The sequence below is a fragment of the Jiangella ureilytica genome, from assembly GCF_004348545.1.
In the GTDB taxonomy this organism is placed as follows: Bacteria; Actinomycetota; Actinomycetes; order Jiangellales; family Jiangellaceae; genus Jiangella; species Jiangella ureilytica.
The window spans coordinates 69274-82973 of the sequence record NZ_SMKL01000023.1 but is presented as its reverse complement, the minus strand read 5'-3'; the positions used below and the strand labels follow the sequence as shown (position 1 = coordinate 82973).

Annotated in this window: 11 protein-coding genes; 4 read left to right on the top strand and 7 right to left on the bottom strand. The window is 72.5% G+C overall.

The window, feature by feature from the left end; genetic code table 11:
• A partial coding sequence (locus tag E1212_RS12475) for an AAA family ATPase (RefSeq protein WP_131982837.1) occupies positions 1–1599 on the bottom strand: 1599 nt, incomplete at its 3' end.
• A gap of 506 nt (positions 1600–2105) precedes the next feature.
• Positions 2106–3611 carry a DEAD/DEAH box helicase gene (locus E1212_RS12470; RefSeq protein WP_238992331.1) on the bottom strand — a complete coding sequence of 502 codons (1506 nt, stop codon included), beginning with the start codon at positions 3609–3611 and terminating at the stop codon, positions 2106–2108.
• 229 nt (positions 3612–3840) lie between these two features.
• Between E1212_RS12470 and E1212_RS12465 the strand changes: the two genes are divergently transcribed.
• Complete coding sequence (locus E1212_RS12465) at positions 3841–4572, top strand: ferritin-like fold-containing protein (protein ID WP_131982833.1); 732 nt, start codon at positions 3841–3843, stop codon at positions 4570–4572.
• 8 nt (positions 4573–4580) lie between these two features.
• On the opposite strand, the gene E1212_RS12460 is transcribed toward E1212_RS12465, so the two are convergent.
• The 3 genes from E1212_RS12460 to E1212_RS12450 form a co-directional block, all read right to left on the bottom strand.
• Positions 4581–4814: a DUF3107 domain-containing protein gene (locus tag E1212_RS12460; RefSeq protein WP_238992329.1), complete on the bottom strand. Its 234-nt coding sequence runs from the start codon at positions 4812–4814 to the stop codon at positions 4581–4583.
• Between the two features lie 103 nt (positions 4815–4917).
• Positions 4918–5514 (bottom strand): TetR/AcrR family transcriptional regulator, encoded by a 597-nt coding sequence (locus E1212_RS12455; RefSeq protein WP_420814370.1) that lies wholly within the window; start codon positions 5512–5514, stop codon positions 4918–4920.
• A gap of 94 nt (positions 5515–5608) precedes the next feature.
• On the bottom strand, positions 5609–5806 hold the full coding sequence (locus E1212_RS12450; protein WP_131982829.1) for a hypothetical protein: 198 nt from the start codon (positions 5804–5806) through the stop codon (positions 5609–5611).
• An 86-nt stretch (positions 5807–5892) separates the two neighbouring features.
• Between E1212_RS12450 and E1212_RS12445 the strand changes: the two genes are divergently transcribed.
• The 3 genes from E1212_RS12445 to E1212_RS12435 are packed head-to-tail and all read left to right on the top strand — an operon-like array spanning position 5893 to position 8809.
• Positions 5893–6906, top strand: coding sequence for an alpha/beta fold hydrolase (locus E1212_RS12445; RefSeq protein WP_131982827.1), 1014 nt, complete (start codon positions 5893–5895; stop codon positions 6904–6906).
• Between the two features lie 11 nt (positions 6907–6917).
• Positions 6918–8090: an adenylyltransferase/sulfurtransferase MoeZ gene (gene moeZ / locus E1212_RS12440; RefSeq protein WP_131982825.1), complete on the top strand. Its 1173-nt coding sequence runs from the start codon at positions 6918–6920 to the stop codon at positions 8088–8090.
• A gap of 41 nt (positions 8091–8131) precedes the next feature.
• A complete protein-coding gene (locus E1212_RS12435; RefSeq protein WP_131982823.1) occupies positions 8132–8809 on the top strand; it encodes a hypothetical protein in 678 nt (225 codons plus the stop codon).
• A 3-nt stretch (positions 8810–8812) separates the two neighbouring features.
• On the opposite strand, the gene E1212_RS12430 is transcribed toward E1212_RS12435, so the two are convergent.
• Together E1212_RS12430 and E1212_RS12425 are read right to left on the bottom strand one after the other, a co-directional pair.
• A complete protein-coding gene (locus E1212_RS12430) occupies positions 8813–11215 on the bottom strand; it encodes a lysylphosphatidylglycerol synthase transmembrane domain-containing protein (RefSeq protein ID WP_131982821.1) in 2403 nt (800 codons plus the stop codon).
• 52 nt (positions 11216–11267) lie between these two features.
• Entirely contained in the window at positions 11268–13655 is a 2388-nt protein-coding gene (locus E1212_RS12425; protein WP_131982819.1) for a lysylphosphatidylglycerol synthase transmembrane domain-containing protein, read from the bottom strand.
• Positions 13656–13700: the final 45 nt, after the last annotated feature.

The following is a 13700-nucleotide window of genomic DNA, read 5'->3' as shown; positions in this document are numbered from 1 at the left end:
CACCCGCCCCGCCCGCGCCAGCGTCAGCTGCACCGGCGCCGCCAGCTGGATGCGGGCCAGCAGCGGCAGGGAGGTGTCGTTCAGGAACTCGACCGCCTCGTCCAGCGGCGCCCCGGTGCTGCCGGAGTTCATCAGCACGGCCAGCCGGTGCCCGCGCAGCACCGCCGACGACTGCGCGCACCCCTGAACCCGGGGGAGTGCATCGTCGAGCAGCCGGACCGCCGCGGCGGGGTCGGCCAGCCCGTGGAACAGCACGTCGGCGCCGGTGATGGCCACGTGCGCCTCGAGTGCGGCCGTGGTGGCCGACGCCGGCAGCGAGTGGAACTGGTCGAGGTCGGCCTGCGCGCGGTCGACGGCGCCGAGCACGCGGTGCGCCCGGGCCCGCTGCGCCAGCGCGCCGGCCACCACGCCGTCGTCGGGATCGGCCAGCAGCGCGAGGTCGGCGAACCGGCGCGCGTCGGCGGCCTGCTGCAGCCGGTTGGCCAGCGCGGCCGCCTCGACCAGCAGCTCCGGTTCCGGCACCGAGCCGGACTCGAGCGCCCACGACACCCAGCGCAGCAGGTCCGGCAGCGACGCGTCGTGCGGGCCGGGCAGGTGCCGGACCACGCGTTCGCGCAGCACGCGGCGACGGCCGGGTGGCACGAGGCTGCGGATCGCCTCGCCGTAGACCGGGTGCGACAGCTGGGCTGTGGGCGGCGCGGCGGCGTTGTCGACCACGAGCATCCCGGCGGCGACCAGCGCGTCGACGGCGTCGGTGTCGGCCAGTTCGAACAACAGCGGCAGCGGCAGCGACTCCGCCAGCGACACGATCTCGAGGACCTCGCGCTCGCCGTCGGGGCGGCGCCGGAGCTCGGCCGTGACCAGCTCGATCAGTCGGCCCGGGACGACCGGCCCGGTCCAGGTCCAGACGCCGTGGTTGTTCAGCAGTTCGTCGCGGCTGAGTGCCGAGCGGACCAGCTCACGCAGGTAGAGCGGGTTGCCGAGGCTGGCCTCCCACATGCGCCGGTCGGTGTCGCGGCCGATGACGCCGCCCAGCGCCTCGCGCAGCAGCAGGGTGGTCTCGGCGCGGTCCAGCGGGTCGACGTCGATCCAGCGCAACCAGCCGTCCTTCCACAGGGCGACGAGGTCGTCCGGGATGCCCGGGTTGGGCCGGCTGGTCACCAGCAGCCTGGCCTGCTTCGACATGGCGAGCATGCGCAACACGCCGGCGCTGGCGCCGTCGAGCAGGTGGCCGTCCTCGACGCGGAGCACGACGGGGCGACCGGCGGCCTCGCTGCGCAGCCGTTCGGCGGCTGCCCGGAAGACGGTGATGGGGCTGGCGTCGTCGTGCGCGGTGACGTCGGAGAGCAGTGGCGCCAGTGCCCCGAGCATGACCGGCTGCGCGCGACTGGGCGATGTGACGGTCACCACATGCGCGGTCTCGGAGACGGCCTCCTCGAGCCGGGCGGCGAGGGTCGACTTGCCCACGCCGGACTCGCCCACGAGCAGCACGCCGTACGCCGTCGCGGGATCCTCACCGGTCAGGACCTGCAACGCGGCGGCGTACTCGTCGTACCGGCCGACGAGCGGCCAGTGAGCCAGCGCGTGAGTGGCGTGCATGCACGCCAACGCTAGAGCCAGACGACCATGATCACCGCGATCCGCGCGGAAGAATTTAGGTAATCGCTACGGATGCCGCCATACGCAGGCCTTCGTAGCGTTGGCCACAGCTTGTCACCCGGGTGAACCGGGCACGACAGGTTCGGGATGCCGGCGGGCTGGTACCGCGTCGAACTCCCGGCTCGGCCGGACTCTCAGGGGGCGCCTGCGACTCGGCCGGGTGGCTTTCCGATGACCGGCGGCACCCTCCACCCCGAGGTCACACCACCCCTGCGCCGGCGGTCATCGGAAAGCACCGGCTCAGCCGGAACCGAAGGGATCCGGTGACCCTCTCCCCCGTGAGGTCACCGGATCCCTTCGTGCTTCCTGGAATCCCGTCACCACAGCCGGATCGGCGCGAGAGCAGCCGCCGGAACCGAACATGATCATGGAAAAGGGCGCACTCGACGCGCAGGACGGACACGTCCCCACCAGCAGGAGCGGTGGGGACGTTCTCGTCGGGCCCGTCAGGGCGTGGCGGAGGAGCCGGTCTCGGGCGCGTGACCCGAGCTGCCGCCGTCGTCGGCCGACTGGCCGCCGCGGGTGCGCCGGCGCGAACGCTGCCGCCGCGGCCGGGCCTGCTCGTCACCCTCGGAACGGTGCTCGGACCGGCCCTGGCCGCCGCCGGACCCGGCCGGCTCGCCGCCGCGGGTACGCCGCCGGCCGCTGCTGCCGTTGCCACTGCCGCCGCCACTGCGTAGGCGCGGCTGCCGGCTGCGGGCCTTGCCGGTCTCGCCGAGGTCCTCGAGCTGCTCGGCGTCGAGGCCGGCGCGGGTGCGCTCGGACCGCGGCAGGGTGCCCTTGGTGCCCGGCGGGATGCCGAGGTCGTGGAAGAAGTGCTCGCTGCTGGAGTACGTCTCGACCGGCTCCGGGTAGGGCAGGTCGAGGCCATCGTTGATCATCTTCCAGCGGGCGAGGTCGTCCCAGTCGACGAACGTGACGGCGACGCCCGACGCGCCGGCCCGGCCGGTGCGGCCGATGCGGTGCAGGTAGGCCTTCTCGTCCTCGGGGCAGGTGAGGTTGACGACGTGGGTGATGCCCTCGACGTCGATGCCGCGGGCGGCGACGTCGGTGGCCACGAGCACGTCGACCTTGCCGGTGCGGAACGCCCGCAGTGCCTGCTCGCGCGCGCCCTGGCCGAGGTCGCCGTGCACGGCGGCGACGGCGAACCCGCGGTCGCGGAGCTCGTCGGCCATCCGCTGCGCGGCGCGCTTCGTCTGGCTGAAGATCATGGCGAGCCCGCGGCCCTCGGCCTGCAGCAGCCGCGCGACCATCTCGTCCTTGTCGAGCTGGTGCGCCCGGTACACGAACTGCGCCGTCGTGGGCACCGTCTGGGTCTGGTCGGGGGACTCGGCCCGGATGTTGACGGGGTGACGCATGTAGCGGCGGGCCAGCCCGATGACGGCCGCCGGCATGGTGGCCGAGAACAGCATGGTCTGGCGCAGCTCGGGCGTGGCCGCGATGAGCTTCTCGACGTCGGGCAGGAAGCCGAGATCGAGCATCTCGTCGGCCTCGTCGAGCACGAGCACCTTGACGTGGCCGAGGTCGAGGTGGCCCTGCGCGGCGAGGTCGAGCAGCCGGCCGGGCGTGCCGACGACGACCTCGACGCCCTTGGTGAGCGCGTTGACCTGCGGCTCATAGGCGCGCCCGCCGTAGAGGGTGACGATGCGGACCTTGCGGACCGTCGAGGCGGTGGTGAGGTCGCCGTTGACCTGCACGGCCAGCTCGCGGGTAGGTGTGACGACGAGCGCCTGCGGTTTGCCCGGCTCGTTGGCCAGGCCGTAGTCGCGGTCGCCGGGGGCGACGATGCGCTGCAGCAGCGGAATGCCGAACGCGAACGTCTTGCCGGTGCCCGTCCGGGCCTGACCGATGAGGTCGCTGCCGGTCAGGGCCACCGGGATGGCCATCTCCTGGATGGGAAACGCCTCGGTGATGCCGAGGCGCTCTAGCGCCTCGGCGATGGGTGGGAACACACCCAAGTCGGTGAAGGTTGTCAGGGCGTCTCGCCTCATTCGTCGCTGGAACCCCGAGGCCTGCGAGACGGCGTGCACGCGTAGGGGCTGCCGGGCCGCGCGCCGACACTGCGGAGTCGGCGGGCCCAGAGGCCGCGTGGTGCGCGTACGGACGTCCGGTTCGTCCCCAGGGGGCGCCCGTTTCGCCCGGACGCCATCTATACCATCGTCCAGTGTAACGGCAAGTGGAATGAAGTGCTGTTCACCGTCAGCGGCGCCACGCCGATATCGTTGCGGCGTGAGCGCGAGCGACGCCTTCGACGACCCCGCCTACCGGGCCGGCGTCGTCGACCTGCTCGGCCTTCTGGGGCTGGGTGAGCTGACCGGATTCGAGCGCATGGCCGTCGACGCCGGGCTGGCGCCCACGCTGGCCGACAAGGCTGCGCTGGCCGGCATGGCGGTCACCGAGTTCCACCACTTCGAGCGCATCCGCCAGCGCCTCGACGATCTCGGCGTCGGCGTCGACGAGGCCATGGCGCCGTTCCGGGTGCCGCTGGAGCAGTTCCACGCCAACACCGCGCCCGCCGACTGGCTCGAAGGGCTGGTCAAGGCCTATGTGGGCGACGGCATCGCGGCCGACTTCTACCGCGAGGTGGCCGAGACCGTCGACCCCGCCACCCGCCAGCTGGTCATCGACGTGCTGGCCGATGCCGGGCACGCCGACTTCGCGGTGGAACGCGTGCGCGAGGCCGTGGCCGCTGACCCGCGGGTGGCCGGACGGCTCGCGCTGTGGGCCCGCCGGCTGGTGGGCGAGGCACTGGCCCAGGCGCAGCGCGTCGCCGTCGACCGCGACGCCCTGGCCGTGCTGCTGGTGGGCGGCGTCGACCGCCCGGGCATGGACCTCGCCGAGCTCGGCCAGCTGTTCGCGCGCATCACGAAGAAGCACACCGACCGGATGACCAAGCTCGGCCTGTCCGCGTAAGGACCCGCTCAGACGGTTCCGAAGCCGACGCGCCGCTCGACCGGCTCGCCGATCTCGACGTACGTGAGGTGCTCGGTGCGGACCAGGAGCCGCCGGCCGCGCTCGTCCTCGAGGTCGAGCAGACCGTTGGGGTCGCTGAGCGCCGAGCGGACCGTGCCCTCGATGTCCTTCGGAGACTGGTTGCTCTCGATCACCAGCTCGCGCGTGGCGTTGTGCACGCCGATCTTGACCTCCACGGCCACCCTCTTTCTCCCCTCGGCCCGAAGACCTGTTCTCGGTGTGGTCGGCTTCAGGCTAGTCGAGCCGATCGCGCCGCCTGCGACGTGTGCGCCGCCAGCGTAATCGTCAGGCCTGGGGAATACCGTCGCGCTTCGGGAACCCGCGTATGCCGCGCCAGCCGAGGGCGGCGACCAGCTCGGCCGCGGCCTCGCGCGGGATGCTGCCGCCGGCCGACAGCCAGTAGCGGGCGGTGACCTGTGCGATGCCGACCAGGCCGACGGCGAGCAGGTTGGACTCCTCGGGCGGCAGACCGGTGTCGTCGGCGATGATCTGGCTGACCTCTTGGGAGCACACCTCCGTCAGGCGGTCGAGCCGCTCGCGGACCACGGGCTCGTTGGGGAGGTCGGACTCGAACAGCAGGCGGTAGCCGCCGGAGTCGTTGTCGACGAACTCGAAGTAGGCGTTGACCGTGGCGATGACGCGCTGCTTGTTGTCGTCGGTGGACGCCATGGCCCGATGCAGGATCTCGAGCAGCTCGTTCTTGCTGGCGTCGAGCAAGGCGACGTAGAGCTCGAGCTTGCCGGGGAAGTGCTGGTAGAGCACCGGCTTGCTGACGCCGGCGCGGTCGGCGATGTCGTCCATGGCGGCGGCGTGGTAGCCCTGCGCCACGAACACCTCGCGGGCGGCGCCGAGCAACTGGGCCCGGCGCTGGTCCCGGGGCATGCGGATACCGCGGGCCGGGATGGCGGGCACGGTCGTCACGGCACTCCTCGGATTGGATATATGTCGGGATCGTATCGTTCCCGGCCTCGCGGCCTCAGCGATAGTCGTCCTCGCCGTACCCCACCGATTGGTGCTGTTCCTGCGCATCGGCCGGATCGACCTCGTCGGGAACCGTGCCGCCGTCGTCGTCGCCGACGTCGCCGAGATCGGCGGCATCGTCCAGGAGCTCGCGGCTCTGCTCGCTCAGATCGCCCTCGGCGACCTCGGGTTGGTCGCTCCAGCGCTCGACCACAGTGCACCTCCCGGACCTCGGCGTGCTTCTCATCGACCGTACCCGCTCAGCGTTCTCACAGCCGGACATGTGCCAACATCTGACTCGTGGAACGGATCGAGGCCTGGCCGGGAGAGCTGCGGACGCTCTCGACGGGACGGCGCATGTTCGTCCGCCACACGAAGCCGGGCGACGACGGCGACGGCGGCGACGGCGGTGCCGCCGGGTCGGCGACGCCCATCGTCTACGTCCACGGGCTGGGCGGCTCGTCCACCAACTGGACGGCACTCATGCGCGAGCTGCACGACGACGCCGAGCAGTGGGCCCTGGACCTGCCCGGCTTCGGCGACTCGCCGCCCGGCGACCGGCACACCGTCGCCGAGTACGTCGCCGACGTCGTCGCGTTCCTCGAGACGTTCGACGGCCCGGTCCACCTGGTCGCGAACTCCCTGGGCGGCATGATCTGCGTCTACGTGGCGTCGCGACGGCCCGACCTCGTGCTGACCCTGAGCCTGGTCTCGCCGGCGATGCCGCAGTACCGCGTCCCGTGGGCGGCCGGCGCCACCGCCGTCATGGCCGTGCCGTGGCTGGGTGAGCGGATCATCCGGTCCGCCGCCTACGCCGCGCCGGAGAAGCAGGCCGCGCGGCTGGCCGCGGTCCTGTTCGCCGATCCGGCGGTGATCCCGATGGCCGAGCTGACCTTCGCCGCGGAGCAGCGCGACCGCTGGATGCGCCGGCCGTATGCCGACGCCGTCCTGCTGCAGGCCCTGCGCTCGATCGTGCGGCACTACACCCGGCCGGGACGGGACTCGGCGTGGCGGGCAGCGGGGCACATCCTGGGGCCGACGCTGGTCATCATGGGCGCGCGCGACACCCTGGTCGGAGCGTGGGGCCGCACCCGGTGGCGGCGGGCGCTGCGCTACGCCCGGCTGATCTACATGCCCAACACCGGGCACGTCGCGATGATGGAGCACCCCGCGGCCACCGCCGGGATCATCCGCGAGTTCCTCCGCGACGCGTCCAGGATCCGGACATCGGCGTCCACCAGGCGAACGCTCGGTCGGGGAATGCCGCCGGGCGTGGCACCGTTGGCAGAGGAAAGAACCCACGCCACGAACTGACGGAGCCGATCGTGTCCCTGCCTCCTCTGGTGGAGCCCGCCGCGGAGCTCACTGTCGACGAGGTCCGCCGCTACTCGCGGCACCTCATCATCCCCGACGTCGGCATGGCCGGCCAGAAGCGACTGAAGAACGCGAAGGTGCTGGTCGTGGGCGCTGGCGGGCTCGGCTCGCCGGCCCTGCTGTACCTCGCGGCCGCCGGCGTGGGCACCCTGGGCATCGTCGAGTTCGACGAGGTCGACGAGTCCAACCTGCAGCGGCAGATCATCCACGGCCAGTCCGACGTCGGCCGGTCGAAGGCGCAGTCGGCGCGCGACTCCGTCAAGGAGGTCAACCCGTACGTCGACGTCGTGCTGCACGAGACCCGCCTCGACAACGACAACGTGCTCGACATCTTCGCCGGCTACGACCTCATCCTCGACGGCACCGACAACTTCGCCACCCGCTACCTGGTCAACGACGCCGCCGTCCTGCTGGGCAAGCCGTACGTGTGGGGTTCGATCTACCGGTTCGAGGGTCAGGTCAGCGTGTTCTGGGCCGAGCACGGCCCGAACTACCGCGACCTCTACCCCGAGCCCCCGCCGCCCGGCATGGTGCCCTCGTGCGCCGAGGGCGGCGTGCTGGGCGTGCTGTGCGCCTCCATCGGCTCGATCATGGTCACCGAGGCGATCAAGCTCATCACCGGCATCGGCGACCCGCTCCTCGGCCGCCTGATGATCTACGACGCGCTCGAGATGAACTACACCACGCTGAAGATCCGCAAGGACCCCACCGCCGAGCCGGTCACCGAGCTGATCGACTACGAGGCGTTCTGCGGCACGCTGAGCGACGAGGCCGCCGAGGCCGCGGCCGACGCCACCATCTCGGTGGTCAAGCTCAAGGCCTGGCTCGACGAGCGCGAGGCCGGCCGGCGCGACTTCCTCCTCGTCGACGTCCGCGAGCCGAACGAGTACGAGATCAACCGCATCCCCGGCGCGGTGCTCATCCCCAAGGGCGAGTTCCTCACCGGCGAGGCGCTCGAGAAGCTGCCCCAGGACAAGCAGGTCGTCCTGCACTGCAAGTCGGGCATGCGCTCGGCCGAGGCGCTCGCCGTCATCAAGGGAGCCGGCATGGCCGACGCCGTCCACGTCGGCGGCGGGGTCGCGGCCTGGGTCAACCAGATCGACCCGTCGCAGCCCTCGTACTGACGGTCTTCGCTTCTGTCCGGCCCGGGTGACACCCTGGCCCGATGCGACGCCTTCCGGCCGCCCTCGCTCTCGTGGCGATGGCGGCCGGGTGCGGTTCGGACCCGGCGCTGCCTCACGTCGCCGGCTCCGTCGAGTGCACGGTGCCGTGCGAGACGGCGACCGACTGGGTCTCGTACGCCGACCACGTCGCCTACCTCGACGTCGCGAGTGAGCGAGAGTTGCCGTTCGAGCAGCTCGAGGGCGAGCCGGACGGCAACGGCTACCTTCCCCGCGAGGTGACGGCCGAGGTGGGCGACGTGCTCTGGACCCGCGACGGCGCTCCGTCGCTGCCCGCTGAGCTCACCTGGGACGCCGAGGGCTGGGCCGTCGACGACGGCGAGCGGGTGCCCGTGGCGTTCGGCCTGCGGGTCGAGGTCGGTGAGCGCTACCTCGCGGTGCTGGCACGGTTCGCCCGCGACGACGCGCCGGCCTGGTACCCCGTCGCACCCGACGCGCTGTTCACCCTCGGCGACGACGACGTGCCCGAGGGCACTGGCCCCGACACTCCGGCTCGCGCGGCCCTGGCCGGGGAGTCGCCGGCCGAGATCGCCGCGCTGCTGGCGGCCACCGACCCCGACCCCGTCGCCGCCGAGTACTTCCACCTCGACCCGGTCGCGCGCTACGAAGCCGTCGTCACGCAGACCGCTCCACCCGAGGGCGGCCGGCGGGCAGCCGGGTAGAGGTCAGAGCAGGTCGCGGCGCTGCATCCAGGTCCACAGCACCCAGCCGGGCGCGATGGGCAGCCAGAACGAGACGATGCGGAACACCAGGACCGCCGTCACCGCGGTCGTCGCGCTGACGCCCAGCGTGGTGACGCCGGCCGTCAGCGCCGCCTCGACGGCGCCCAGGCCGCCGGGCGTCGGCACCGCCATGCCCAGCGTGTTGCCGACCAGTTGCACGACCGCCATGGCGGCCAGGTTGGCCGCGCCGCCGACCGCCAGCAGACAGGTGTAGAAGCAGAAGATCAGGCTGGCCGACTGCAGCACGATGCCGGCCAGCGCCACCAGCAGCTTGCGCGGGTTGCTGAGCACATCGAGCAGGCGGGGGAGACCGCGCTCGGCGAAGTCGCTCCACAGCGCCCGCATGCGCACCCGCACCGACGGGATCAGCGCCAGCACCGTCGCCGCCGCCAGCACGATCAGCACGATGATCAGCGTGTTCAGCGAGGGGTCGATGTCGGGCGCGGCCGCCGACCCGGAGACGACGCCCAGGATGCCGATGACGGGGAAGGTGATGGCGACGTTGCCGACCTGGTTGGCGGCGACGCTCGCGGCCGCCAGCGGGGCCGAGACCCCGGCCTTCGTCAGCACCCGGATGTTGATGGCCACGACCCCGACGGTGGCGGGCGCGAACAGCCGGAGGAAGCCCAGCGACACCTGCCCGCCGAGGACCCGCCAGAACGGCACCTTCTCCGGCACGAAGCCGAGCAGCGCGAACGTCGCCCCGATGTAGCTGGTGAACATGAGCACGATGGCGACGAACAGCCAGCGCCAGTCGGTCTGCGACCACAGCTGGGTCAGCGACACGTCCGAGAGCTGGGTGCCGACCAGGTAGACGGCGAACACCACTCCGACGCCGGTGAGCAGCGACAACGGCCGCAGCCGCTGCAGCCGCACCGGCTGGTCGGGCTCGTGGCCGATGCTGCCGACCAGGGCGTCGCGCAGCTTCGAGAGGATGTCGCGGCGGCCCTTGAGGTCGAGCCGGGTCGAGCGGGCCAGCGCCACCGGCTGCAGCAGCGGAATCGCCGTGCTGACGACGTCGCGGCCGAGCACCCGGATGGACGTCTCGATGGTGCGCTCGACGCCGACGACGAGCGCGCAGCCGACCAGCGCCTGGGCGAGGTCGGCACGGATCGCGAGATCCGGCGCGGCCACCTCGCCGCCGGACGGGTCGAGCAGCCAGACCTTGCCGGCCTCGGAGATGAGGATGGTCCGCCCCGAGATGCGCCGGTGCGCGACCTCGTTGCGGCGCAGGCGTGCCAGCTGCCGCCACAGATCCTCGAGCATGGCGTCGCTGACCTGGTCGGCGGTCATCTTGCCCAGGATGGTGCCGGGGACGTGGTCGTAGACGATGGCGGCGGCGTCGGAGCCGATGCGCAGCACGTTGCGCAACTTCGGCGTGCGGGCGCCGGCGCGCGAGACGGCGAGCGCCTGCAGCGTGATCTGGTTGACGGCGTTGCGCATCGTCACCATCTGCCGCGGCAGCACCTCCTCGCGGGTGCGGATCTGGTCGGCGGCGCGCACCACGACGCCGGCGCCGTCGTTGTCGCGGTCGAGCACGAGGACGCCGAGCGACCCCTGGGTGCTCTCGGCGATGTAGCGGCGGTACTTGTCGACGGGGTCGGCGCGCAGCGAGGTGACGTCGTAGCCGTTGTCGCGCAGGACGGCGGCGACCTTGTGCCCGTTGGGGGCCAGCGACGGCTGTCCGCTGACCAGCCGCACCAGCAGGCCGACCGCCCGGCCGACGCCCAGCGAGACCAACAGCCCGCCGACGGTGACCTCGCCCTGGAACAGCCAGACGGCGAAGCTGCCGGCGATGGCGAACGCGGCGACCTGGCGGATCCGCGGCAGCTGCAGGCGCGAGACGACCGTCATCATGGCGACCAGCAGCGTCGGCATGGCGGGCACGGCGGTGCCGTCGAAGCCGTCGACCACCGGCACGAAGGTGTCGTGCAGCCGCTCCGGGGCGGGGCCGGCCAGCCAGTTCGACAGCAGCGCCGCCGCCACGGACGCGAGCGCGCCGGCGCCCAGCAGCTCGACGGTGGTGCGCATGCGGCCGCGGATCATCAGGATGAACACGAGTGCGGGCGGCAGGATGAGGCTGGCCAGCTCCGACGCCAGCGCGATGAAGTCGACCGGTCCGCTGGGCACCACGCGGTTGACGTCGGCGAGGTCGGCCGTCAGCCCGGTGAGGGTCCGCTCGGCCACGACGGCGAGCGCCGCCAGCGCCGTCATGAGCACCAGGACGAAGACCAGTCGCAGGCCGTCGATGGGGCGCCGGGTACGACGGGGCAGCGGCGGCTCCTCGACCACGATCTTCCCGGTCGAGACCCGCCGCGCGCGTGTCGCCTCGGTCGTCTCGGTCATCGCAGACCGATCGTCGCACGCGACCGAGTCGCACGTGGCCGCGACCCGCGAGTCAGAGCAGGTCGCGACGCCGCATCTGCGTCCACAGCACCCAGCCGGGCAGGATCGGCAGCCAGAACGAGACGATGCGGAAGACCAGCACCGCCGTCACCGCGGCCGACGCCGGGACGCCCAGCGTGCTGACGCCGGCGGTCAGCGCGGCCTCGACGGCGCCGAGGCCGCCGGGGGTCGGGACGGCGGTGCCGAGTGTGTTGCCGACGAGCTGGACGACCGCGAGACCGGCCAGGTTCACCGTCTCGCCGACCGCCAGCAGGCAGGCGTAGAAGCAGAGGATCAGGCTGACGGTCTGGCCCAGGATGCCGCCGACGGCCAGGGTCAGCCTCCGCGGGTCGCTCAGTACGTCGAGCAGCCGGGGCAGGCCGCGTTCGGCGAAGTCGCTCCACAGCTCGCGCAGGCGCGAGCGCACCGGCGGGATGATGCCCACGACGGCCGCGGCCAGCAGCAGTCCCAGCACCACGATGAGCGTGCTCGACGACGGCAGCCCCGGCAGCGAGTCGTATCCCGAGGCGACCGCCATGACGGCCAGCAGCGGAAACGTGACGGCGACCTGCGCCACCTGATTGGCCGCGACGCTGGCCGCCGCCAGTGGTGCCGCGACCCCTGACTTCGTCAGCAGGCGGATGTTCATCGCGACGGCGCCCACCGTCGTCGGCGCCATGAGCCGCAGGAAGCCCAGCGCCACCTGCGCGCTGACGATCCGCCAGAACGGCACTCGCTCCGGGACGAACCCGAGGAGGCCGAGCGCCATGGTGAGGTAGTTGGCGCACATCAGCGCGAGGGCCAGGATGAGCCAGCGCCAGTCGGTGCGCTCCCACAGCTCGCCGAACGACACATCGGACAGCTGGGTGCCGACGAAGTAGACGGCGACCACCGTGCCGACGCCGGTGAGCAGCGACAGCGGCCGGATCCGCTGCAGCCGCACCGGTTCGGCCGGCGCACCCAGGCGGTCGACCAGGCGGTCGCGGAGCCGGATGAGCACCTCGCGATGGCCCTTGACCTGCTGCCGGGTGCCCGGGGTCAGCGCGATCGGCTGCAGCAGCGGGATGGCCGCGCGGACCGCGTCGGGCCCCAGGACGTCCAGGGCGGTGTCGACGACGCGGTCCGGCCCGGCGACGATGCTCGCGGCGGTCAGCGCCTGGGCGAGGTCCGTGCGCATCGCGACGTCCGTGGCGGCCAGCTCGCCGCCGGACGGGCTCAGCAGCCAGATGCCGCCGTCGTCGTCGACCTGGATGGTGCGGCCCGACAGCCGCCGGTGCGCGACGTGGTTGCGGCGCAGCCCGCCGAGCTGCTCCCACAGCTCGACGAGCATGTCGTCGGTGACCTGGTCGGCGGTGAGGTCGCCCAGCGCGGTCCCGTGGACGTACTCGTAGACCAGCGCCGCGGAGTCGCCGTCGATGCGCAGGACGGTGCGCAGCTGCGGCGTGCGGCCGCCGGCCCGGGCGACAGCGAAGGACTGCAGCGCGATGCGGTCGATGGCGTCGCGCAGCGTCAGCGTCTGCCGCGGCAACACCTCCTCGCGGGTGCGCAGGCGGTCGACGGCGCGAGCGATGGTGCCGGCGCCCTCGTGGTTGCGGTCGAGGACGAGCACGCTGTACCTGCCGTCGGGCGTCTCGGCGGTGAGTCGCCGGTACTCGCCGGACGGGTCGGCCCGCAGCGCTTTCAGGTGGTAGCCAGCCGCCTCGAGCGTGGCCGCGATCTTCTGCCCGCTCGGCGCCACCGACGGCTGCCCGCCGACGATGCGCACCAGCAGCCCCGCCGCGATGCCGACGCTGGTCGAGATGAGCAGCCCGCCGACGGTCGCCTCGCCGCGCAGGAGCTGCGCCGCGAACGTGCCGGCGATGGCGTAGATGGCGACCTGCCGGAACCGGCGCACGTCCAGCCGCGACACGACCGTGACGACGGCGACCAGCAGCGCCGGGTAGGCCGGCACCGGCGTGGCCTCGGCGCCGTCGACGATGGGGACCAGGCTGTCCTGCAGCCGTTGCGGCGCCGGCCCGGTCAGCCACTCCGACACCATGGCCGCGGTGACCGACGCGGCGACGCCGGCGATCAGCAGCTCGACGGTGGTGCGGACCCGGCCGCGGATCATCAGTACCGCGACCAGCCCGAGCGGGATGACGACGCCGGCCAGGTTCGCCGTGAAGTCGACGATGCCGACGACGCTGCCCGGCACGCGGGTGTTGAGGTCGGCGAGGTCGGCCGTGATGGCCGTCATGGTCCGCTCGGCGATGATCGACATCGCGACCAGCCCCGTCAGGACCCCGCTCACGATCAGCAGCGACAGCACGTCGGCCGGTCGCCGGGTGCGTGGAGGCAGCGGCGGTTCGTCGACCACGATCTCGTCGGCCGACGATCCCTCTGCTTCCACGGGCTCGGTCATCGAAGAAGAATCGTCGCACGCCCGCCGCCTGCCCAGCCGCCGACC

What these genes read in the sequence shown, in the direction of transcription:
- E1212_RS12425 (WP_131982819.1), bottom strand. Translation starts at nt 13,655, where the DNA reads ATGACCGAGCCCGTGGAAGCAGAGGGATCGTCGGCCGACGAGATCGTG.
- E1212_RS12455 (WP_420814370.1), bottom strand. Translation starts at nt 5,514, where the DNA reads ATGCCCCGGGACCAGCGCCGGGCCCAGTTGCTCGGCGCCGCCCGCGAG.
- E1212_RS12465 (WP_131982833.1), top strand. Translation starts at nt 3,841, where the DNA reads ATGAAGTGCTGTTCACCGTCAGCGGCGCCACGCCGATATCGTTGCGGC.
- E1212_RS12435 (WP_131982823.1), top strand. Translation starts at nt 8,132, where the DNA reads ATGCGACGCCTTCCGGCCGCCCTCGCTCTCGTGGCGATGGCGGCCGGG.
- E1212_RS12430 (WP_131982821.1), bottom strand. Translation starts at nt 11,215, where the DNA reads ATGACCGAGACGACCGAGGCGACACGCGCGCGGCGGGTCTCGACCGGG.